The following is an 18,632-nucleotide window of genomic DNA, read 5'->3' as shown; positions in this document are numbered from 1 at the left end:
TTTGCCCGGGCAGTTCGAGAGTGATCTGGATATCGAAGCGGCGCCAGATGGCCTGGTCGATTATGTTTCGCGAAATTCGTCGCCGCGATCAGATAGCCTTTATGCTGCTCCAGGCGCTGCAGCAGCGTATTCACCTCTTCATTGCGGCCGTCGTCACTCGCCTGCTCGGCCTGGCGCCTTTGGCGTGACAGCGCGTCGAATTCGTCGAGAAAGAGCAGGATCGGATTATCCGGATCGGCGGCCAAACTAAACAGCTTGCCGATATTCTCGCCCGTGTCGCCAACCCATTTCGAGATGACGAGTTCCGGCCGCACCGCGAGCATCGGCAGCCCGAGCCGAGCGGCGAGATGATGCGCCAGTGTCGTCTTGCCGACGCCGGGCGGTCCGTCGAAAATCGCCCGCAGCCGTGGCCCAATTCCGACGGCCGAGAGTTCCTCTTGCGCCCAGATCTCGGTCAGCCATTCCGTCAGCGCGCCGCGCACGCGCGGCCCGAGAATCAGCTCCTGGGCTTCGTCAGGCTCGAACACCTCGCCGAATTGCGTCAGATCGTTGCTGCGCGCCATCAATCACCAGGCCCCATGCCGTCGTTGCCCGATTGCTTGCGCCATCCCAGATCCCAGCGCGGCCGCCGCGGATCGCCGAACGGGAACCGGATTCCTGATGATCGGCACATCCGCACGCGCGGCGTCGCGGCCAAGCTCCTCGGCTGCATCGGGGTCGCAATCGGGCACGTCGGCTGGCGGCTTCGCCGGCTTGGTTTTTGAAGTATTGCCCCCCCCGTCGCGCTTCGGCTTTTCGACTTCGGCGACGAGCACCTCGCCATCTTCGCCGCGCGTCAACCGCAGCGGCTTGCCGCCGGCCTCGATGACGATCGCGCCCGCCGATGGCACGAATTTCTTCAATGCCTCGACCACCTGCTCCTTTGCCGTCACGTCGACATCCATGAGATCGACGGTGCGGAACAGCGGCAATTCCTTTTGCATGCCGAGCGCGGACAGATAGAGGTCAGCGAGCGCCTTTGCCTCTTCGACCTCGGACGGCTTCTTGCTGCGCACCTTGACGACATAGCCGATGGTGCGTGTGTCGAAGCCGGCGGCGCGCGCTTCGGCCATCACGAGCTTTTCGTCTTCCGAGAGTTCTTTCTTCTCGGCACGGATGGATTCGATCCGTTCGATATAGCCGCGCAGTTCCTCGCCGGCGACGCCGTTGCGGCGATGCGATTCAGACATTTTATTGTCTCCAAAGTTCGCGATATCACCGCGCCACATCATGCTTAGCGCGGCCTTCATGACCTCAAATCCAATCTCGATGGAAACGCCGCTCAAGGTGTGATGGCGGGTGACTACAGCAGGCCGCCGCTGCCGTCAGCGATGACATTGGCTTCGCCCGCTTCCCATTCGCGCGCTGGCGCATGCTCCCAATGGCAGAACTTTCGATGCACATACCCAAGGTCAGGATCTGTTCGAATGTTGAGGACGACGTAGGGCGGTGCTGATTCATTTGGCCGCGCCTCGGGGAGGGAATTCCCTTCGAGCAGAAGCTCCGCTACCTGTTCAAACGGGTCGAATCTAATCCACGTTATCCTCACACCGGGCTCGAGCCCGAGAGCCTGCGCCAACACCTCGGGAGGAACCTTCAGAATTCCTCTGTTCTCATCGCTCATTCGCCCAATCCTCCGCCTTGCAGCCCGAAATCGGCCGCAACTTTCTTCGCCTCGCTGGCGACGAGATCGAGCGCCGCGCCGATGATCGTGGTCGGCTTGCCGTCGTCCTCGCGCGTTATCGACTTCGCCATCTCTTCGATGGAGTCGCCGTGCTGCAGGCAGCGCGAGGCGAGAATGGCGCCGTCTCGCGCGCAGGCCTCGATGTCGGACGCCGAGCGCGTCGACGAAATGAAGATCTCCGCGACGCGGCCGCGCGGCCAGGTGATGCCGAATTGAACATCCCAGGGCCGGCCGCCGAAGATCAGGCGACGCAACAGTCCGGGTCGGCGCGTTGGCAGTTTTTCGCGCGTCATGCCGATGCCCTCACAGCGCCAATCCCTCCAGCTCGTCGACAACCTTGATCCGCACCTCGAAGCCGCGGTCGCGCAAAGCCTCGGCCGCTTCGACGCGCTGCTTTAGTTTGAGCGGCGTTTCGTCGTGCAGCGAAAAGGCGAGGAAGATGCGCTTCGGCTTGAGTTCCTCAATCGCCAGCGCCTGGGCGATATTGTCCATCCGCAGTCCAGCGACGACATTGCGCGGCACGCCGGCGAAGGCGGCGCGGCAGCCGGTTTCGATCGAGCGCGCGATCCATAATTCCTCGCTGCTCTGGAAATCGGTCGAAATCCGAACCGTCGCGCCACCGAGCGGCGTGCCGAGCAGCAGCTTCGGCTCCTTGACGCGGGCGAGATCGCCGTCGGGCGTCAGGAACGTCGCCTCGATCGCATTGGCCTCGCCACAATGCGCATGCGCGATCAGCGCCGGGAAATAGCTGCCGCCACAGGCCCAATTCTGGATGAAGTCGACGGCATAGAGATCGCCATGTGCGAGATCGATCGCGCCGGCGCAATCGAGCTTTTGCAGATAGCGCGCTGCGGGCGTTGCGCCCGTTACATCCGCAAGCTGTGTCGCGCGGCGCAGGATGTCCTTGATCCGCATGCGCGCACGCGTGGATGGCGGGAGGCCGTGGAGCGTCTGGTTCATAAGCCGATCCTTTGTGCCGTCCGCAGGTTCTTTCTGAGCGCGAGAACGTCTCGCCAGCAGCATGGCGATTGCGCCGCAAGTGCTTCCAGAAGCGAGCGTGGTAGACCGGTCAGCCGCGCGAGCTGGGCGTCGGAACGGTCCTCAAGCCCGGCCACGATCCGGCAACAAAGCGCCAGCCGTTCCCGGGAATAGCCGAGGATCACCGGCGAGCTGGTGATCATCTTCACCGGGTCGGTAAAGCCGGCCGCGCGCAGGTCGGAAATCTTGCCGCGGATGTTGTCGATCGCGTAGCCGAGGATCGCCGGCGAGCTGGTGATCATCTTCACCGGGTCGGTAAAGCCGGCCGCGCGCAGGTCGGAAATCTTGCCGCGGATGTTGTCGATCGACAGGCCGAGGATCGCCGGCGAGCTGGTGATCATCTTCACCGGGTCGGTAAAGCCGGCCGCGCGCAGGTCGGAAATCTTGCCGCGGATGTTGTCGATCGCGTAGCCGAGGATCGCCGGCAAGCTGGTGATCATCTTCACCGGGTCGGTAAAGCCGGCCGCGCGCAGGTCGGAAATCTTGCCGCGGATGTTGTCGATCGCGTAGCCGAGGATCGCCGGCAAGCTGGTGATCATCTTCACCGGGTCGGTAAAGCCGGCCGCGCGCAGGTCGGAAATCTTGCCGCGGATGTTGTCGATCGCGTAGCCGAGGATCGCCGGCGAGCTGGTGATCATCTTCACCGGGTCGGTAAAGCCGGCCGCGCGCAGGTCGGAAATCTTGCCGCGGATGTTGTCGATCGCGTAGCCGAGGATCGCCGGCGAGCTGGTGATCATCTTCACCGGGTCGGTAAAGCCGGCCGCGCGCAGGTCGGAAATCCTCGCGTCGATCTTCTCCGGCGTGGGCAGATCGATTGCCTCGAAGACCTTGTCCGCATCCTCTCGCGAAAATCCGAGAGCGCGCAAATGCGAAAGCCGCCGTTCCGCCTCATCGGCGGTGAAGACGATTGATCTGTGTGAAGGCGCGCGAGGAAGCGCGACGTGAACGAGGCTCATGTCTCGCCCCGTTCGCGGGCTGCCGCTCGATCAAACCGCTCGATCTCAGCGATGATAAGTGCGCCGGCCTTGACGAGATTGCGACGTCGATCCTTCGGCTTCCACCAATGATGTGCCCAAGGCCAAAGCATCTCGATCGTCTTTTTGATGACGGCACGAAGACCAGGCGCGTGGACGAGAAGATTTTCCATAATGTAGCAGGCGGCCGCCCCGGCTATCTCTCCACCCTCGTGACGGTCATCGTGCTCTGGCGTCCAGCCCTTGACCTCGACTTGACGGCGACGCTCCTGGACGATGTCGAGTTCCGCCTGTGTAAGCTGTTTTGCAAAGTCAATCATGCCGCTTGCTCCGCTTCATTGCCCCAGGCCACCCAGCCGGGCCGCGCTTTGCCGCGGCAGTTGAGCTCTGCCTTCGGTAGGTTCGGGAAATAGGCTTCGATCAGCTCGTGGAAGCCGTCCGGCTTCGCGGAATGCGCACCGACCGAGGCATGGATCAGCGAGTCCCATTGCGTACCTGGCGCCGGCGCCGGCGGACGGCCCTTGATGCCGATCAGGAGATGCTCGTGCCGGTTGCGATTCCAGTAACCGGTGCCGACCCGATCCTTGGCCCAAACGAAATTCGAGCGATAATCGAAACCCCAGGCGCCCATGACGACGAAGGCCTGCGGCAGCATGGGCGCGGTCGCCCAGAGGAACAGCACGCAATCGTCGGCGGCGATCGCAGCGACATCGCGCGAAGCGATGACCTCGGTGCAGGACGTCGGATAATGATTGTCGGCGGCGCGATCCATGCCGGTCGCGCGCGACCAGGGCTCAAAGCGCCATTCCGGATCCGCAAGGATGACACCGAATTTCTGCTGCGGCAGGTCGCGCTGTTTCGCCGCCAAGGCAACTTCGCGATCATCGCGCGTTTCGCGCTTGATCGCCGTCCGCACCACATTGGCTTTTCCGGCTTCGGCAGCAGCAGCTATTTCGGTCTGCTTCTCCGCGCCGAGCTTGGCCGCCTTGGCGGCTTCGGACACGGCGATCTTTCCGGTCTCAACCGCGTGCTGAAGTTCTGGCGTGCCTTTGTCTCGCACCACGGCCGCGGATCGAACCGATCGCTCAGATATGTTGAGAAGCTGCGCGGCATCCCGTTGCTTAACCGGCAAATTTGCCTGTTTTTCTGAACCCGGCCTGCCCTGCGTCAAGTTCGCGATTTTGGCCGCCACGAAAGCCCGCTGGCTTTCGTTCAGATGACGCCGCGCCAGATTCTTGGAAATAACAAAGGCGAGCGCGTCGCCATCTCGGTCGGGCAGATAGCGTGAAAAATGCTGGGTAAAGGGCGCGCTGCCACGTGCCGGAATTTCGGCGGCGATGAGGTCCGCAGCTACGGCCGCGCGAAAGCGATTGCGGCCGTCGAGGATCAGTCCCTCGTGAACGACGATATGCTCGCGCAGACCATTGGCGCGCACGTCGGCGACAAGAGCTTCAAAATCCGCGCCTTCGATCAGCGGAAACAAATTCGCGAGCGGGTGGAAGAGCGAGAACGGCGGATCCGTCATGCCGTCACCTCGTCCACGCCTTCGAGCGCAATGAAAATGGCCGCTTCCGCCAATGCGCGCCCGCTCAGCGCCGGATTCTCCGCACGGGCGGCGCGGATATCGGCTTCGCGCTCGGCGAGATCGATCTTGCCCAGGCGCGCCGAGATCAGCGCGCGATCGTGCCACTCGGGATGTTCGGCGAGCACGGCGACGGTGGCCTCGATCCATTGCGCCGTGAGGAAGCTGCGCTTTGCCCTGGTGCGCGTCGACCGCAAAGCGAAGAGCGCCAGCCCCGCGATCTTTTCGTTATACCGCCGGACCGCGCGGACAATGGCGTTGAGCGCGCAGGTCTGCGCCGGCTCCATCGCCAGGGTCGAGAGATTGTGCCAGACGAGTGAAACGCCCTCGGCGGTCGCGATCCTATCCAAAGCGGCAGCCTCCGGATGACCGGCGGCGCGACGCGCCTTCCAGAGGTTTTGCGTCCGGATGGCGATGACCTGGCCGTTGATGGCGGCGAAGCAGTCCGCCTGCTCTTCCGGCGCGGCGGCGATCACATAACAGGGCACCGAGCGGATATTGCACAGGGCCGCTGCATGGGCTCGATGCTGCCCGTCCACTATCGCGTAAAGCCCCCCCCCAATGTCGGCGACGATCACCGGCGCGAATTTGCGCCAGTCGAACGTCTCCGCGATCAGCGCGATCTGCGCCCGGCCCTGCTTGTCGATCGGACGCTGGTAGGTTTCGTCGACGCGCAGCAGCACGATGTCGATCCAGACGCACTCCGGCTTTAGCCCGAAGCTCTTCGCCGGGCGAACGTCCCGCGCGTCGATGCGCGTGATGGTGCGAAGTTTCGGGCCGGAAGTCTCAGACACGCCGCGCCTCCGGGTCGAGGCAGCGCAGATAGGGAAGCGTGATCGTGATGCCGCCGCGACGTCGCCGCGTGACGCGAAGCCCGGCGACGAGATCGGACGGCGTCTTTGCCGAGGCTTCGGGCGCTGCCGCGACGTCGAAGCCGCGATGGCGTGCGAGATATTTCGCGTGGCTGACCCAGGAACTGTCCTTGCCGAGCCGCCGCATGATCTCGTTATGCGGCGTTTTGTCGGCGACGAGCGTCGCGACGAGCTGCACGAGTTCGTCCGTGAAGGTTGATGCCGCGCCGCGGCCGCCGGCACGCGGGAAAACGGCAAATCCCATGTTCCTGGCTTCGTCGAGGCGCCTGTCGAGCCAGCCGACGGAATAGCCGTATCGCTCGGCGATCGCCTGCTTGGTGTTGTTCGGGTCGGCCCACAGCCGCGCGATCTCTTCGAGTGTTTCGCGGTCCGTCGCCGCGGCTGGCTTAGGAAAAGGCACGCAAATCTCCGTGGCGCGAAACGCGCAGAAAAGGGCCCGTCGCCGGAGCGACGGGCGAGTTCAAGGGGAGGTGCCCGCGGCCAAACGCCGGCCGCAGACGGGACGAAGACGCTACACGCTACGAACTGCGGCGCCGGGCGATAACCGGGTCACGAGGGCAACCCGGGAGCGGCACACCCGGCGCCGCACACGTCTCACCGAAGCCAGAGGCCCTGAACCCGGTGCAGACGTAATCAGAAGATGACGGCCTCACGCTCGGCGTGCTTTCATGCCGACAGCTGAGGGAGGCGGTCATGGAGTGGGAAACGAACGAAGGGGGCGATATCATTCTGGCCCCCGTGCAGAGTTTTCACGTCGTTCCGGCGCTCGGAATGTCCGTGCTGGTAAAAATCGGGTATCTACCTGATCCGGCTTTATCCGATAGATTGGCAGGAACTCACCAGTTTGCCCTGACTCCGCAGATTGCCAGGCAACTGGCAGCGGATCTCCTGCGAGGCGTCGAAGCTGCTGAGCAGCCGCCTCCAGCCGCAACGCCAAGAAATTAAGGATAGCGCTCACCGAGCGCCCCCTTCCCGGCTCTCAGACCGGATCAAGGCGAGTTCCTGCCGCGCTTCGCCCACCAGAAGTGCAGCCTTGCGCGCGTGGTTTTGACGAAGACGCAGACGGCGCTGATGAGCCGTGGCCATTTCATGTTGAAGGGTCCTGATGCCTTGCGCGGCCGAGACCTCAAGCGCAGCGCAGAGACGATCATAAATGTCGGCGGTGATCGTCTTCGGCGGCCGATGGCGGAGCGCGTAAAAGATGCGTGCCGCAATTCCGAAGCGAGCCGCGAGGTTGCGCCGCGCCTGCGCGAGACTACCGGCGAGCCTGGCTTCGCGCTCTTCGAGCGCTGCGGCCATCTCCCGGGCATCATCGACATAGGTGGCGGCGGACATCGGTTGTAGCTCCGATTGCGAAGCGGTTTGACAGACCATGCCAATTCCCTCGTGCTCATCTGATTGAGACGCGGGAATGAGGGAGTCGGTCATTACGGGGACGCAAACGGTAAGCAGGACAACGAAAGCTACGAGACCAGGCATTTTCCGCCCTTGCCGCAGATGGAAGCTGCGGCGCGGCGTGGAGAGACAAGCATTTGGACGCACACGATCTGGATAAAACTTAGGATCAACAGAGGAGCACTGCTCCTCCGCCTCTTACGTCGCAGGCTCTTCTGAGAGAGCACCACAATAAGGAGCGGCACCTTCCAACTCAGAGGGCGGGTAAAGATCGGGACGAATTTTCGACCGATGAATTCCGGTCGCCCTCTCAACTTCAAGAACGCGTTCCGCAGGAACGCGCCGCTCAATCCATCGACTCACGATAGATCGATCGACATTAAGGGCCTCTGCCAGCTTTGCTTTCTGGCCGCGGCCGCGCAACAGATCGTGGAAGGTTGCATCCTGCATAGATTAGATAGTTGCACAACTCGCAACCATTAGCAAGCCTCTGCCCTGAAAATTGCAGCGAAGACAACTTGCGGCAGCGCAAATAAGATTGGTTCATGGGACCAGCCGCATCGATTCATCGTTTCAAACAACCCAGCCGGCCACATTTCATAAAGGAGTGGGCTTCGAAGAAGGGCTTTGAGACTCCGACTGCACTGGCGAAAGTAATCGGCGCAGACAAAAGCACCGTATCCCGCTGGTTTAAGGGAGAGAGTTCGCCAGCGGAGGATATGCAGGAACGCCTAGCGGTTCTTTTCGATTGCGATAGAGAATCGCTTTTTCGACACCCGGACGAAGCGTGGCTCGTTAATTTTTTTGCCGGCAGAGATCAAGAAGAGATAGACCGAATGAAAGCCATGCTCGAGGCGGCCTTCCCGCTGAAAAAGACGGTCCGGGGATAGAGGCCGCTTTGTCGAGCGCCTCATTTGAGCTGACAAATAGAGAGCGCTTTAGCTATCGCGCCTGACGCGCCCTCAAGGGAGAGGACGATCGGGCCGCTTCCATCGTCAAAAACCAATCTCGTCCGCGCGGCCTCAACGCGTTTGGCAAGCTTCGTGGCCTCGTCACCCTTTAGACCAACACCCCCACTTTTCAAGTTTTGCCACGTCATCGCTTCCGGCGGCGAGCTGTCAACACGCAGTCGGACGGATCTCGCTGGTTCAAACTGAAGATCAAATTTGGAGGAAGTTAACAGCCACGCAGCTTTATGGGGCGCGGGGCAGCCAAATATCGCGCTGACCCCCGCATCACCTTCCGTCATTGCCAAAGCTTCCGGCGCATCGGTCATTGGGTCGGAGTCCGAATGGAGCATCCAGGCCGTATTGTCGGCGCGCGCCGCAGTGGCGGCCAAGGTGGCTCCGATCAGCAACATCGCCCTAAGCTTCATTTTTGCGTTTCCAGCGGATGCATCCCGAGGCTACACCTCTGCAATACACATAGGTGTGACATCGCCTCCGGCGGAAGACAAGGTGCGACAAGTCGCCACCGCGATGTTGCAAGTTGCGCACTATGCGCTTGCATGAAGTTGCGAGTTGTGCAACTATCTCTCATGGTTAACGCTCGCCCTTCCGCCTTTCCAGCCTGCCGCGCGCGGCCGGCACATTCCAACCGTTCCTCATCTTTTTGCACGGGTTTCCGCATGATCAGGCAGCCTTTCGAGGCCGCCACGGGCGGCTTACCTAATACCAACGCTGGTGATCGCGCCTCCGTGGCGACGCAAGAGCTTGACACAGCCTTCGCCGCCTTCCGCGAGACGCTTGCCGAATTCGACGCGGCACTTGCGAATCTCGAGGTCTACCTCAACCGGCCGTTTCCGGAGGCGCCACCGTGCCTCTGATCTCGCTCATGCTGGGCGGTTCGATCCTTTTCGCGCTCGGCGTGCTCGTCGGCCTTCGCTTCGGCCTCGCCGTCGCGGCGACGCGGCCCTCCACCTTTGAAGACATCCTTTACCGCTATCGTCCGCGCCCCGATGGGCATACGCGCGATTTACGTTTTTCCGGGAGGCATAGATGACACCTGAACAAGCCCGCGAATTCCGCCGCCTCCACGAAAGGGCGGCCGACGCGATCTCCGAAACTCTGGCCGCGCTCGCCGTTGAAGCTCGGCGCCTCGGCGTGCCGCCAGCGACGCTTGCCACCCTCATCACATCGCACGGCTTTCATATCGCCAGCGCGGCGATCGAGAGCTTCATCGAGTCGAATGGCCACACGGCGACGCCGGAGCATTTCACCCGGCTCGCCAAGCTCTATTCCGAAAAAGGCGTCTCCGAGAGCGTCGAATGCGTCATCGCTTCGCACGTGGCAGCTCCCTCTCGGCATTAAGCGTATCTGCGTCCGCGTTGCCCTGCGTCGATCGTTCAGCACGGCTCCATCATGCTCCAGGTTCTGAGTGACAAGATTCCGCTGGCGAAGATCGCCGGCCTGTCGCGATTCAATCCGCGCCATCATCACCCGAAGGCCGGCATCGCCGAGCTTTCGTCGTCCCTGCATGAGATCGGCCTGATCGACGAGCTCGGCGTGCATGAGGAGAACGGCAAATTTCACGTCCTCTCCGGTGGGCGCCGGTTCAAGGCGCTGAAGCTGCTCGCCAAGGAGGGCAAAGCCTGGGGCGGCGACAGCAGCGACGTCCGCGTCAATATCTTTGCTGGCAGCGACGCCGAATTGAGCGCCCTGGCGCTGACGGCGAACCTGTTCCGCGAGCAGATGCATCCGGTCGAGGAATACGAGGCCTTCGTCGCCCTGGGCGAATCTATGGATGTCGCGGCGATCGCCCGCGCCTTCGTCCGATCGGAGCACGAGGTCCGCAAGAGTCTCGCGCTCGGGCGTCTCGCGCCGGAGATCCGCGCCGCGTGGAAGAGCGGCAAGCTCGATGCCGATACGGCACGCGCCTTTGCCGTGAGCGAGAGCCCGGAGCAGCAGGCGGCCGTCTACGCCGAATTGTCGAAGGCTGGAAAGCATCATCTCACGCCCTACGAGATCAAGCGCAGGCTGCGCGTCGATACGCTGAAGCCGACGTACGGCGAGGCCGTGTTCGTTGGCGAGGCGGCCTATCGCGCCGCCGGCGGCCGCATTGGCGAGGATCTCTTCGAGGAGCAGGTCGTCTGGCGCGACGCGGCGATCTGCCGGCAGTTAGCGGAGGAGAAATTGCGCGCCGAGGCCGAAGCCATCAAAGCCGCCGACGGCTGGGGATTCTATACGATCGATTGCGACGCCGACGACGATGATAACCTCGTCTGCGATTGGCAATTTGAGCCCGACTATATCGACGGCGAAGAGGAGCGCGCCGAAGCTATCGTGCAAAAGGAGGGCCCAGCCCTCCACAAGCTGATTGCCGATCCGAAAACGGCCGCCGCGGACCGCACAGTGGCTGTTGCCAAGCGCTCGGCACTCGTCGCGGAATATTTGGCGATCGTGCGCCGCGCTGCGGCGCGCGCGGTGCCGCAGGTCGAGCGTGGCAAATGGGGCTTTTCGATCGGCGTGGGTTTCGACGGCGATATTGATCTGACCTTCGGCTATCGCAAGCGCGCGGCGAAGGACGGGCCGGACGCTGAAGACGAGGACGGCGAATTCGCCGATGAACCGGAATCACCGCGCGCCTCCTCCCCGCGTGGTCGCAAGGAGGCGGCGGCAGCCCAAAGCACGGCGGACCCTGCCGCCGCCTCCGAAAGCGATGACAAGCCCTCCGCGGGCGTGCGCGCGATCCTCGATCGCACCATCAATCTCGCCTTCGCCAATGCGATCGTCTCGCGTCCCGATCTTGCTCTGGCCGTCGCCGTCATCGCGTCAGGGCATTTCACCAGCCGCGTGTTCGGCGTCACGATCCAGAAGCAATTGCACGATGAGGCCTTCGATCGCGAGCATCCGCTGACCCAGGCTTTGGTGCGCCTCGGCGCCGACAAGGCCCTCGCGCTGGTCAACGAAGCGCCGCTTGCGGATCTGACCAGCGCCTTCTGCCACGCGATTGCGCGAAGCGTTCGCGCCGGAACCAATCCCTTTTCGGCGATCGCCGATTTCGCCGGCACTATCATCGCCCGCGGCAGCGATCTTCGGGGCCAGTTCCTGACCGCCTTCGACTATGACGGCTATTTCGCCGCCGCGACGAAAGATGCGGCCGTCCGCACGATCGAATCTCTCGACGGGCCGGCCGCCGGCGCCGAGGTAAAAAAGCTGAAGAAAGACTCGGCCGCCGCCCGAGCCGCGACCTTGGCAAAGGCGCGCGCCTGGCTGCCGCATCCACTCAGCGATTGGGCCGCCGCGCAGCCCGTGCTGGATGTGCCGGAGCAGGAGGCCGCAGAGTGATGACGCCCGGGTCGATTGACGAAGCACTGCTTCACGGCTTCCGCTCATGCCTGCAGAGTTACGCCCGGCTGCTGAAAGATCGTGGGCCCCTCACTTCGTTGTCAGAGGGCGAACTTGTCGCCGTCGATCTATTGACGCGCGTGCAGGATCTAGAGTGTCGACGCGATGAATTGCTTGAGGAGGGCAGCAAGCTGCTTGAACGCGCTCGGCGCGCAGAGGCTTCAGCAAGCCGCGTCGAATCAGACTCTGTGAAGCCAGGATGGGTACACGTCTCACAGGTCCGCGAAGGCACGCTTCTGATCGCTGATGGTGAATTCTCACCTTTGCCGGAAGGAACAGTGCGGATCGTCCTCAAGCGAGGCTCCGGATGGTATGTGGCCGGCCTCCAAGGGGGCACGCGGCACTATCTGAGAGATCAAACGGACGTCGATGGACTTATCGTCGGCTTTCGCTTAGCGCCTCTAGGATCGAACCCAACGGATGCTGGGGACGCCAATGGATAGGCGCTGCAATTTCTCCCTCAGCACCATCAAGCGGCGGCTCGAATATTGTGGCTGGCGCTGTGAAGGAAAGCTACCGGATGGACGTCGCTGTCCCACGATCGTCACCAAGGGACGGTTCCGCTGCGATCATGTCATCCCCGATCGCCTGGGCGGCAAGCCGACCTTCGAGAATGCGCAGATCCTTTGCCTGCAATGCGACGGGGTGAAGACACCGCGCGATCTGGCGCAGATCGGCAAAGCCCGGCGCCAGGAGGTTGCTGACTATCGCGTCAAGCCGCGGTCGTCTCGGCCACTCCCCTGCGGGAAACGCTCACCCTTCAAAAAGAAAATCGACGGCCGCGTGGTGATGCGCCATGGCTGATCGCTCCAAGATCGAATGGACAGACGCGAGCTGGAATCCGGTGCGGGCGGCGTGGCGCGTCCTCGGCCAGAAGACGCAAGGCGCGGGCGGCGATCGGCCGATCGGCTGGCATTGCGAGCATGTCTCGGAAGGCTGCCGCAACTGCTATGCAGAGGGATTTAATCTGCGTCTCGGAACGCGGCTTGATTACAAACCCGGCAATCGAGACGTCATCGATATCTTCCTCGACGAAAAGCTGCTGTTGCAACCCCTGCGCTGGAAGCGCCCGCGCAAGATCTTCGTCGGCTCGATGACGGATCTCTTCGCCGATTTCGTCAGCGACGACATGCTCGACAAGATTTTCGCCGTCGTCGCGCTCAGCCCGCAGCACACGTTCCAGTTTCTGACGAAGCGTCCGGCGCGGATGCGGGAGTATCTCACGCGGGGTCAATGTGGATTCTATGAATTTTATGCGGGCGATGCGTGCAATCGCGTCGGCGATCTTGTCGAGAAGATGCGCCGAAGCGGGCTAGGCATGCCACCGAACGGCGTGGGGCCGGTTGGCCATCTTCAGCCAGGCGCGCGTTGGTGGCCCCCCTCCAACGTCTGGCTTGGCGTGAGCTGCGAAGATCAGGCGACGACGCTCGAGAGGTGCGAGCAGTTGAAAGCGACGCCGGCAGCAGTTCGCTTCGTGTCGTGCGAGCCGCTCTTGGAAGACATCGGCGAGGCGCTCAACGAATTTATGGGCACATGCACCATCCGCATCCCAAAGAACGTCTCGCCAATTCGGCCGTTTGATCCAGATACGACCACGATCGGTGGTGCAGTCTCGGGTCTTGGTGGCATGATCGTCGACAATAACGATCGCGCGATCGATTGGGTCATCGTGAGCGGCGAGAGCGGGCCCCACGCCCGACCAATGCACGCGGACTGGGCTCGATCAATCCGTAACCTTTGCGCCTGTGTCGGCGTTCCCTTCTTCTTCAAGCAGTGGGGTGAATGGGCTCCGGATTCGATGTGCGGCGAGCACGTCAGGTTCTCGGCCCGCAATCCAGGTCCAGAGCTTCACGGTTGGCCTTACGATGAGGCTACAGATACCTGGCGCATCGGCAAGCGCCGCGCCGGGCGCCTTCTCGACGGCATCGAGCACAACGCATTTCCGGAGGTGGCAAATGGGTGAGCAGAAGCGGCGACATGAACGTCTGGGCGACGCGCCGATCGAGGAGAAATACCAGCGGCAGATGGCGGCGATCGCGCAGACGCTGGACGAATTCCTGAACCGCTCCGCCAAGGGCGCCGATAGGAAGACGGGCTTTGTGCTCCTGGTCTACCCCTTCGACGGTCCCGAAGGCGCGCGTTGCAACTTCATTTCCAACGGCGCCGATCGACGTGATCTCTGCACCCTCTTCCGCGAGATGATCGCGCGCTTCGAAGGGCAGCCGGAAATGAAAGGCAGGGCATGAAACTCACGCTCGAACCGACCGACCGCTTCCAGAGGATCGATGGCGCATACTGCCGCATTTGGACCGAGGCGACCGACACTGGCGTTCCCGTTCACGCCTATATCCGCTGCGTCTCGCCGCAGACGCATGACGCGGAGGCGAACGCGCTCTTCGATCGGGAGCTGCGGTCGCTGCCGGTCCCGCGCTGCGAAGCCGTGACTTACGATCTCCGTTTTCTTGTCGATTGAGGCACCCGTGAAGCTCAGCGAACTCATTGCAAGTGTCGGCGACGATAAAGTCGAGATGCAAAACCTCGACGAGGTTATGATCTCGGCCGACTACAGCATGCGCCGCGGCAGCCATATCACCTTCGGCACGCCGCGCCTGGTCGGCCTCGACGGCAACACCGACAAACTCGGCCTCGTGGTTTGGCTTGATCGCGACGCCGTCAAGGCCGCGATCGCCGCCGAAAAGAAAGGCGGTCAGCGGTGACCTTAGAAGACGCCTGCCGCTCAATTCTCGGCCGCGCCGCCGCCGCCGCAATCATAAGCGACCAAGGCCTCAATTGGGCGGCCGTCGCAGCGATGGCCGCGGCAAGAAATTCGCACGATCCCGGGGCGCTCAGGAGGCTCGACGAACACCTAGCCGAGTGCCGTAGGGCCAACGCCACAGCCTTCGCAGTGGGCAGCACTAAGCGAAAGGGCGTTGCATTATGACCGTCTACGTCGACGATGCGCGCAATCCCTTCGGCCGCTATCTGATGTGCCACATGCATGTCGGGCGAACGGAAGCGGTCACCTTTCACGCTGACCATTTTTGCAATGATCCACACTTCGTATGGCGCTCGCTGCGGGATCAGATTGGCGAGCTTCGCGGTCGCAACCTCGCCTGCTGGTGCCGTCTCTGCCCGCGCCACGCGGCCACCGGCAAGCCGCTCGACGAGCCCTGCCCCGATTGCGTCCCCTGCCATACCGACGTCCTCGGCGCCCGCGCCAACGGCTTCGTCTGTGAGGCCATCGGATGAGCAGAGCCGCCCTGCGCGAAGCGCCTGACGCGCTTTATCTCACCGACGATGAATTGTGGCAGCGGATCTCGCCGCACTTGACGCGCGTGGCCTTTACAAAGCTTGTGCTTGAGCTTGAGACGCGAGGTTTTCCGCGGAAAGATGCGCTCTTTGGCGGCCGGTATTACCCGGCGGTGCGCGCCTGGCTGGACCGGCGCGCCGGCATCGGCAAGGATATCCCTGCGGTTGTGGACGGCCAGGAGACGTGGGGCGATGGTGAAAAAGAGCAGATTCCCGGGGCTCATTCGCCGGCGGCGCGCGGGCTGGACGGCGCTTTATTGGAGCGCGGCGAACGTATCGACCAAGGCCGCGAAATATCCCGAGCCCTTGATCCCTTTACCACCCGACGCAACCGAGGCCGAGTTGCTGGATCTCTGCGCGACCTATAACGCGCGGCTGGCCACGTGGCTCGATGCCGGCGATCGGCCGCGCGTCTTCTATGACGGCACCATCGGCAGCCTTTGCGATCTCTTCGAGGCGCATTCCGAAAGCCCGATCCACGAGGTCAAGGGCAACACGGCCGAATCCTACATTGACAGTCTGAAGGTCATCCGCGCCACGGTGGCCAGGCGCGCCGTGCGGGCGCTGGTTCCCGTCGACGTCAAGGGCTGGTATCGCAGGTGGCGCATGCCGGCCAAGCCCGGCAGTAAACCGCGCATTAAGCGGGCGCATGATGCTGTTGCCGCCGTTCGTATGGTTCTGCGTTTCGGAGCCTCGCTCGGATATAAGGACTGCGGCGAGCTCGCTGAAGGTCTGAAAGCGATTCGTTTTGAGCGCGCTCCGCCGCGCGAATCGGAGATGACCTTCGAACAGGCCAAGGCTTTCGTAGAGACGGCTCTCGCCCGTGGCGACAAGCGCGGCCTCTACATGGCGATCGGCACCGCCGCACAGTTCGAGACCATGCTGCGTCAAAAAGACGTGATCGGCGAATGGGGCGCGGACGAAGCCGGCCGCGAGATTTGGGATGGCCGGTTCACCTGGGAAAATATCCCAGGCGGCATTCTACGGCTTAAGACCTCGAAACGGAGCAAAAAAGGCGAATTCGACCTCACCACCTATGAGTTGCTCTGGCCGCTGATGCAGATGGTCCCGCAGGCCGAGCGCGTCGGCGCGATCGTCAAGGGCGAGCATGATCTGCCGATCCGCGAGCGCAGCTATCGCACCTGGTTCCGCGCGATCGCCCGCGACGCGGGTATTCCAGACGAGGTCTGGAACATGGATTCGCGCGCCGGCGCCGTCACTGAGGCGCTGGAATCGGGCGCCGACGAGACGGATGTTTCCAGGGCGGCAACCCATTCAGGTGTCGTCATCACCCGGCGCTATGATCGGCAGATGCGCACGGCCGTTGCCAACGTCGCCGAGGCGCGCAAGCGCGGGCGGGGCGAAAACTGATGTTCCGCTGGATTACCTACCGTCTTAAGCTGGCGAAAGAACTGCGCGACCTGGCGCGCGTCGAGCGGAGCTATGAGAAGGACAGGAAAGCTCTGCTGGGTGCGCCAAACGCGGCGGTCGAAACGGCAAAGCTTAGCACCCAATACGATGTAGATTTTGATCTTTCCCACGAAACCATCGCGCTTTTACAGACGCGATATTTTCGCGCAGTCGCTGCCGAGCGCCGGATTCCCCTCCCAGGTCGTGAGGGCCGCTTTTGGCAAGAATCTAAGCTTGTACCGGATGACATCCTGACGGCGGAGGGCCTGGGGGTAATGCAGCAGGCCGTCTGGCGACATCGAACGGAATGGCTCGACAGCTGGGCGCCCGGCGCCTCGGTCGCGTTCGCCGGCTTGGCGCTTGTGCTCTCTTTTGTTTCGTTGCTGGTGTCGATTTTCCACCACGGAAGCTGTCAGTGAACAGCATCAGAACGAAACATCAGAACGACATCAGAACGGGTGCTATTAAAATCAACACGTTAGGTGGTCGGGGCAGCAGGATTCGAACCTGCGACCTGAAGTACCCAAAACTTCCGCGCTACCAGGCTGCGCCATACCCCGAAGAGCCCTGCCCCACCCTTAGCCAGCTAACATGACGACCGGAGCCGGACAAGGCGGCGATCTTGGCGATCGATCCTGGCGATCAATCCTAGGGGCTGAAAATCGGGTCGCGGACGATGTCCCCGACCTTGACGCCGATCCGCGCCGCCGCGCCGCCCTGCAGTTCGAGCACAGCGTCGGTCGGCACCGGAATCGTCAATATCTTTTCCGACATCGGCTGCGCGTTGGCGATGATGCCCACCACTTTGCCGGTCTTGTCCATGAACAGCATGTCGAGGGGGATGTAGGTGTTCTTCATCCACATCATGATCGTCTGTTCGCGCCGAAAGTCGAACAACATGCCGTAATCGGCCGGGATCGACTTGCGAAACATCAGGCCCTTTTCGAGATCGGCCTGCGAGCGCATCACGTCGACATCGAATTGATGCGCGCCGCCGGCGGTGACGACGGTGAGCTTGCCGTGTTCCGCCTCGGCGAACCCCGGCGCGGGCGCCAGAGCCATCAGCGCAGCTAAGACTGCAGCGCGCGAAAGCCAGCGGTGAAAAGCGAAGCGAGGCATCATAGGGGCGGTCCGGATGCACGGCCAGAACTGGCCGTGCCTCTCTTGCCGGATCAGTGCGAGGAAGGCAAGGCCGCTTCGAGCGGCCTGACCTCGGCTGCCATCAGGCCCTTTGGGCCGTCGCCGAAACGCACCAGCAGGCTGTCGCCGGGCTTCAACTCGGCAATGCCATAGCGGCGCAAGGTCTCCATATGGATGAAGATGTCTTCCGTCCCGTCGCCGCGGGAGACGAAGCCGAAGCCGCGCACCCGGTTGAACCATTTGACGACGCAGATTTCGTAGCCGCTGGTGGGCGCCACCTGCACATGCGTACGCATTTGCAATTGCGCGGGATGCACGGCGGTCGATTCATCCATCGACACCACGCGCAGCACCTGAAGGCCCTTGGTCCGTGTCGCCGCCTCGCAAACGATGCGGGTGCCTTCATGCGCGGTCTGAAATCCGTCGCGCCGTAGCGTCGTCACGTGCAGAAGCACATCTGGCATGCCGTTGTCGGGAACGATGAAGCCGTAGCCTTTCGAAGCGTCGAACCATTTAATCCGGCCGGCTATTTCGACGAGGCCGAGAGAGGCAGTGCCGGAATCGTCGGCGCCCTCAACTTCGCTGTGAATGCCCGCACGCGCCGATTGAAAATCGCTGCTGCCCAACGGACCAGCTCCCCACACCCGTAAGCCGTTCGCGGCTCAACCACGAAACGCAATCACTACGAATCAATCTCTTCTTTCTGAAGGATAGCATCGAGCGGGTACGGCAAAAGCCGGAAATTGGGCGAGCCTGTGGATGACTGTCATGACAACGTGCGCTGGCGCACGAGTACGTGCCGGGGGATGTAAATTGGCAACGATTTTGGATGAGGCGGCAAAG

The 18,632-nt window shown here is 62.5% G+C and carries 30 protein-coding genes, 1 tRNA gene and 1 pseudogene; 16 read left to right on the top strand and 16 right to left on the bottom strand.

Translation table 11 applies throughout. The features are described from left to right. Window positions 1–47 precede the first annotated feature (47 nt). On the top strand, window positions 48–188 hold the full coding sequence (locus CWB41_RS16415; protein ID WP_245411361.1) for a hypothetical protein: 141 nt from the start codon (window positions 48–50) through the stop codon (window positions 186–188). Here the strand turns inward: CWB41_RS16415 and CWB41_RS16585 are convergent. The 10 genes and pseudogenes from CWB41_RS16585 to CWB41_RS16230 all read right to left on the bottom strand — a co-directional run. Then, window positions 129–563, bottom strand: a pseudogene (locus CWB41_RS16585) (AAA family ATPase); the annotation flags it as partial. The gene CWB41_RS16415 and the pseudogene CWB41_RS16585 sit on opposite strands and share 60 nt — an antisense overlap. Before the next feature lie 3 nt (window positions 564–566). Then, the gene (locus CWB41_RS13825) at window positions 567–1,229 is read right to left on the bottom strand and encodes a DUF2312 domain-containing protein (protein ID WP_115837950.1); all 663 of its coding nucleotides are present in this window, start codon (window positions 1,227–1,229) and stop codon (window positions 567–569) included. A gap of 113 nt (window positions 1,230–1,342) precedes the next feature. After that, window positions 1,343–1,663, bottom strand: a complete 321-nt coding sequence (locus CWB41_RS13820; protein ID WP_115837817.1) for a hypothetical protein — start codon at window positions 1,661–1,663, stop codon at window positions 1,343–1,345. After that, window positions 1,660–2,016, bottom strand: coding sequence for a hypothetical protein (locus tag CWB41_RS13815; protein WP_115837819.1), 357 nt, complete (start codon window positions 2,014–2,016; stop codon window positions 1,660–1,662). Before CWB41_RS13815 ends, CWB41_RS13820 begins: the two co-directional genes overlap by 4 nt. Before the next feature lie 10 nt (window positions 2,017–2,026). After that, window positions 2,027–2,683 carry a DUF7146 domain-containing protein gene (locus CWB41_RS13810; RefSeq protein ID WP_115837821.1) on the bottom strand — a complete coding sequence of 219 codons (657 nt, stop codon included), beginning with the start codon at window positions 2,681–2,683 and terminating at the stop codon, window positions 2,027–2,029. Next, entirely contained in the window at window positions 2,680–3,717 is a 1,038-nt protein-coding gene (locus CWB41_RS13805) for an mTERF domain-containing protein (protein WP_129396501.1), read from the bottom strand. The genes CWB41_RS13810 and CWB41_RS13805 overlap by 4 nt, the downstream gene beginning before the upstream one ends. Beyond that, a complete protein-coding gene (locus CWB41_RS13800) occupies window positions 3,714–4,055 on the bottom strand; it encodes a hypothetical protein (protein ID WP_115837825.1) in 342 nt (113 codons plus the stop codon). Before CWB41_RS13800 ends, CWB41_RS13805 begins: the two co-directional genes overlap by 4 nt. Then, window positions 4,052–5,260, bottom strand: a complete 1,209-nt coding sequence (locus CWB41_RS13795) for an MT-A70 family methyltransferase (RefSeq protein ID WP_115837827.1) — start codon at window positions 5,258–5,260, stop codon at window positions 4,052–4,054. Before CWB41_RS13795 ends, CWB41_RS13800 begins: the two co-directional genes overlap by 4 nt. Next, on the bottom strand, window positions 5,257–6,111 hold the full coding sequence (locus CWB41_RS13790) for a ParB N-terminal domain-containing protein (protein ID WP_165204374.1): 855 nt from the start codon (window positions 6,109–6,111) through the stop codon (window positions 5,257–5,259). The genes CWB41_RS13795 and CWB41_RS13790 overlap by 4 nt, the downstream gene beginning before the upstream one ends. After that, window positions 6,104–6,589: a hypothetical protein gene (locus tag CWB41_RS16230; protein WP_165204371.1), complete on the bottom strand. Its 486-nt coding sequence runs from the start codon at window positions 6,587–6,589 to the stop codon at window positions 6,104–6,106. Before CWB41_RS16230 ends, CWB41_RS13790 begins: the two co-directional genes overlap by 8 nt. Before the next feature lie 293 nt (window positions 6,590–6,882). On the opposite strand from CWB41_RS16230, the gene CWB41_RS13785 reads away from it, so the two are divergent. Next, window positions 6,883–7,134, top strand: a complete 252-nt coding sequence (locus CWB41_RS13785) for a hypothetical protein (protein WP_115837831.1) — start codon at window positions 6,883–6,885, stop codon at window positions 7,132–7,134. A gap of 9 nt (window positions 7,135–7,143) precedes the next feature. On the opposite strand, the gene CWB41_RS13780 is transcribed toward CWB41_RS13785, so the two are convergent. Both CWB41_RS13780 and CWB41_RS13775 read right to left on the bottom strand, forming a co-directional pair. After that, window positions 7,144–7,524, bottom strand: a complete 381-nt coding sequence (locus CWB41_RS13780) for a helix-turn-helix domain-containing protein (RefSeq protein ID WP_115837833.1) — start codon at window positions 7,522–7,524, stop codon at window positions 7,144–7,146. A gap of 258 nt (window positions 7,525–7,782) precedes the next feature. Continuing rightward, on the bottom strand, window positions 7,783–8,034 hold the full coding sequence (locus CWB41_RS13775) for a transcriptional regulator (RefSeq protein ID WP_115837835.1): 252 nt from the start codon (window positions 8,032–8,034) through the stop codon (window positions 7,783–7,785). Window positions 8,035–8,129: 95 nt separating this feature from the next. Here CWB41_RS13775 and CWB41_RS13770 point away from each other — a divergent pair, with 95 nt between their 5' ends. Next, a complete protein-coding gene (locus CWB41_RS13770) occupies window positions 8,130–8,474 on the top strand; it encodes a helix-turn-helix domain-containing protein (protein WP_115837837.1) in 345 nt (114 codons plus the stop codon). A 20-nt stretch (window positions 8,475–8,494) separates the two neighbouring features. Here CWB41_RS13770 and CWB41_RS13765 read toward each other — a convergent pair whose 3' ends face one another. Beyond that, entirely contained in the window at window positions 8,495–8,959 is a 465-nt protein-coding gene (locus tag CWB41_RS13765) for a hypothetical protein (RefSeq protein WP_115837839.1), read from the bottom strand. A gap of 252 nt (window positions 8,960–9,211) precedes the next feature. On the opposite strand from CWB41_RS13765, the gene CWB41_RS13760 reads away from it, so the two are divergent. From CWB41_RS13760 to CWB41_RS13700, 13 genes are all read left to right on the top strand, one after another. Then, complete coding sequence (locus CWB41_RS13760) at window positions 9,212–9,409, top strand: hypothetical protein (protein ID WP_115837841.1); 198 nt, start codon at window positions 9,212–9,214, stop codon at window positions 9,407–9,409. Next, window positions 9,400–9,585, top strand: a complete 186-nt coding sequence (locus CWB41_RS13755) for a hypothetical protein (protein ID WP_115837843.1) — start codon at window positions 9,400–9,402, stop codon at window positions 9,583–9,585. The genes CWB41_RS13760 and CWB41_RS13755 overlap by 10 nt, the downstream gene beginning before the upstream one ends. Further along, window positions 9,582–9,893 carry a hypothetical protein gene (locus CWB41_RS13750; protein WP_115837845.1) on the top strand — a complete coding sequence of 104 codons (312 nt, stop codon included), beginning with the start codon at window positions 9,582–9,584 and terminating at the stop codon, window positions 9,891–9,893. Before CWB41_RS13755 ends, CWB41_RS13750 begins: the two co-directional genes overlap by 4 nt. A gap of 51 nt (window positions 9,894–9,944) precedes the next feature. Continuing rightward, complete coding sequence (locus CWB41_RS13745) at window positions 9,945–11,870, top strand: ParB/RepB/Spo0J family partition protein (protein WP_115837847.1); 1,926 nt, start codon at window positions 9,945–9,947, stop codon at window positions 11,868–11,870. A gap of 495 nt (window positions 11,871–12,365) precedes the next feature. Then, the gene (locus CWB41_RS13740) at window positions 12,366–12,734 is read left to right on the top strand and encodes an HNH endonuclease (RefSeq protein WP_165204368.1); all 369 of its coding nucleotides are present in this window, start codon (window positions 12,366–12,368) and stop codon (window positions 12,732–12,734) included. Further along, window positions 12,727–13,893, top strand: coding sequence for a DUF5131 family protein (locus tag CWB41_RS13735; protein WP_115837851.1), 1,167 nt, complete (start codon window positions 12,727–12,729; stop codon window positions 13,891–13,893). The genes CWB41_RS13740 and CWB41_RS13735 overlap by 8 nt, the downstream gene beginning before the upstream one ends. Continuing rightward, window positions 13,886–14,176 (top strand): hypothetical protein, encoded by a 291-nt coding sequence (locus CWB41_RS13730; RefSeq protein WP_115837853.1) that lies wholly within the window; start codon window positions 13,886–13,888, stop codon window positions 14,174–14,176. The genes CWB41_RS13735 and CWB41_RS13730 overlap by 8 nt, the downstream gene beginning before the upstream one ends. Beyond that, window positions 14,173–14,403, top strand: a complete 231-nt coding sequence (locus CWB41_RS13725; RefSeq protein WP_115837855.1) for a hypothetical protein — start codon at window positions 14,173–14,175, stop codon at window positions 14,401–14,403. Before CWB41_RS13730 ends, CWB41_RS13725 begins: the two co-directional genes overlap by 4 nt. Window positions 14,404–14,410: 7 nt before the next feature. Beyond that, complete coding sequence (locus tag CWB41_RS13720) at window positions 14,411–14,647, top strand: hypothetical protein (RefSeq protein ID WP_115837857.1); 237 nt, start codon at window positions 14,411–14,413, stop codon at window positions 14,645–14,647. 220 nt (window positions 14,648–14,867) lie between these two features. Beyond that, the gene (locus CWB41_RS13715) at window positions 14,868–15,179 is read left to right on the top strand and encodes a DUF4326 domain-containing protein (RefSeq protein ID WP_115837859.1); all 312 of its coding nucleotides are present in this window, start codon (window positions 14,868–14,870) and stop codon (window positions 15,177–15,179) included. After that, window positions 15,176–15,607, top strand: a complete 432-nt coding sequence (locus tag CWB41_RS13710) for a hypothetical protein (RefSeq protein ID WP_181902991.1) — start codon at window positions 15,176–15,178, stop codon at window positions 15,605–15,607. Before CWB41_RS13715 ends, CWB41_RS13710 begins: the two co-directional genes overlap by 4 nt. After that, window positions 15,582–16,610 (top strand): site-specific integrase, encoded by a 1,029-nt coding sequence (locus tag CWB41_RS13705; RefSeq protein WP_115837860.1) that lies wholly within the window; start codon window positions 15,582–15,584, stop codon window positions 16,608–16,610. Before CWB41_RS13710 ends, CWB41_RS13705 begins: the two co-directional genes overlap by 26 nt. Next, complete coding sequence (locus CWB41_RS13700) at window positions 16,610–17,068, top strand: hypothetical protein (protein WP_115837862.1); 459 nt, start codon at window positions 16,610–16,612, stop codon at window positions 17,066–17,068. Before CWB41_RS13705 ends, CWB41_RS13700 begins: the two co-directional genes overlap by 1 nt. Window positions 17,069–17,132: 64 nt before the next feature. Here the strand turns inward: CWB41_RS13700 and CWB41_RS13695 are convergent. From CWB41_RS13695 to CWB41_RS13685, 3 genes are all read right to left on the bottom strand, one after another. Further along, window positions 17,133–17,209, bottom strand: a tRNA-Pro gene (locus CWB41_RS13695). Window positions 17,210–17,297: 88 nt separating this feature from the next. Next, a complete protein-coding gene (locus CWB41_RS13690) occupies window positions 17,298–17,711 on the bottom strand; it encodes a DUF192 domain-containing protein (protein ID WP_245411362.1) in 414 nt (137 codons plus the stop codon). 110 nt (window positions 17,712–17,821) lie between these two features. After that, complete coding sequence (locus CWB41_RS13685) at window positions 17,822–18,379, bottom strand: cold-shock protein (RefSeq protein ID WP_115837952.1); 558 nt, start codon at window positions 18,377–18,379, stop codon at window positions 17,822–17,824. Between the last annotated feature and the right edge of the window lie 253 nt (window positions 18,380–18,632).

This window comes from Methylovirgula ligni (genome assembly GCF_004135935.1).
GTDB lineage: Bacteria > Pseudomonadota > Alphaproteobacteria > Rhizobiales > Beijerinckiaceae > Methylovirgula > Methylovirgula ligni.
This window is presented reverse-complemented; position numbering and strand designations above follow the sequence as displayed.

Coding starts and splice junctions, on each gene's coding strand:
- CWB41_RS13745 (WP_115837847.1), top strand. CDS start 9,945: ATGCTCCAGGTTCTGAGTGACAAGATTCCGCTGGCGAAGATCGCCGGC.
- CWB41_RS13810 (WP_115837821.1), bottom strand. CDS start 2,683: ATGAACCAGACGCTCCACGGCCTCCCGCCATCCACGCGTGCGCGCATG.
- CWB41_RS13750 (WP_115837845.1), top strand. CDS start 9,582: ATGACACCTGAACAAGCCCGCGAATTCCGCCGCCTCCACGAAAGGGCG.
- CWB41_RS13795 (WP_115837827.1), bottom strand. CDS start 5,260: ATGACGGATCCGCCGTTCTCGCTCTTCCACCCGCTCGCGAATTTGTTT.
- CWB41_RS13800 (WP_115837825.1), bottom strand. CDS start 4,055: ATGATTGACTTTGCAAAACAGCTTACACAGGCGGAACTCGACATCGTC.
- CWB41_RS13820 (WP_115837817.1), bottom strand. CDS start 1,663: ATGAGCGATGAGAACAGAGGAATTCTGAAGGTTCCTCCCGAGGTGTTG.
- CWB41_RS13730 (WP_115837853.1), top strand. CDS start 13,886: ATGGGTGAGCAGAAGCGGCGACATGAACGTCTGGGCGACGCGCCGATC.
- CWB41_RS13725 (WP_115837855.1), top strand. CDS start 14,173: ATGAAACTCACGCTCGAACCGACCGACCGCTTCCAGAGGATCGATGGC.
- CWB41_RS13815 (WP_115837819.1), bottom strand. CDS start 2,016: ATGACGCGCGAAAAACTGCCAACGCGCCGACCCGGACTGTTGCGTCGC.
- CWB41_RS13760 (WP_115837841.1), top strand. CDS start 9,212: ATGATCAGGCAGCCTTTCGAGGCCGCCACGGGCGGCTTACCTAATACC.
- CWB41_RS13715 (WP_115837859.1), top strand. CDS start 14,868: ATGACCGTCTACGTCGACGATGCGCGCAATCCCTTCGGCCGCTATCTG.
- CWB41_RS13780 (WP_115837833.1), bottom strand. CDS start 7,524: ATGTCCGCCGCCACCTATGTCGATGATGCCCGGGAGATGGCCGCAGCG.
- CWB41_RS13825 (WP_115837950.1), bottom strand. CDS start 1,229: ATGTCTGAATCGCATCGCCGCAACGGCGTCGCCGGCGAGGAACTGCGC.
- CWB41_RS16415 (WP_245411361.1), top strand. CDS start 48: ATGGCCTGGTCGATTATGTTTCGCGAAATTCGTCGCCGCGATCAGATA.
- CWB41_RS13785 (WP_115837831.1), top strand. CDS start 6,883: ATGGAGTGGGAAACGAACGAAGGGGGCGATATCATTCTGGCCCCCGTG.
- CWB41_RS13710 (WP_181902991.1), top strand. CDS start 15,176: ATGAGCAGAGCCGCCCTGCGCGAAGCGCCTGACGCGCTTTATCTCACC.
- CWB41_RS13735 (WP_115837851.1), top strand. CDS start 12,727: ATGGCTGATCGCTCCAAGATCGAATGGACAGACGCGAGCTGGAATCCG.
- CWB41_RS13765 (WP_115837839.1), bottom strand. CDS start 8,959: ATGAAGCTTAGGGCGATGTTGCTGATCGGAGCCACCTTGGCCGCCACT.
- CWB41_RS13740 (WP_165204368.1), top strand. CDS start 12,366: ATGGATAGGCGCTGCAATTTCTCCCTCAGCACCATCAAGCGGCGGCTC.
- CWB41_RS13770 (WP_115837837.1), top strand. CDS start 8,130: ATGGGACCAGCCGCATCGATTCATCGTTTCAAACAACCCAGCCGGCCA.
- CWB41_RS13690 (WP_245411362.1), bottom strand. CDS start 17,711: ATGGCTCTGGCGCCCGCGCCGGGGTTCGCCGAGGCGGAACACGGCAAG.
- CWB41_RS13700 (WP_115837862.1), top strand. CDS start 16,610: ATGTTCCGCTGGATTACCTACCGTCTTAAGCTGGCGAAAGAACTGCGC.
- CWB41_RS13805 (WP_129396501.1), bottom strand. CDS start 3,717: ATGAGCCTCGTTCACGTCGCGCTTCCTCGCGCGCCTTCACACAGATCA.
- CWB41_RS13775 (WP_115837835.1), bottom strand. CDS start 8,034: ATGCAGGATGCAACCTTCCACGATCTGTTGCGCGGCCGCGGCCAGAAA.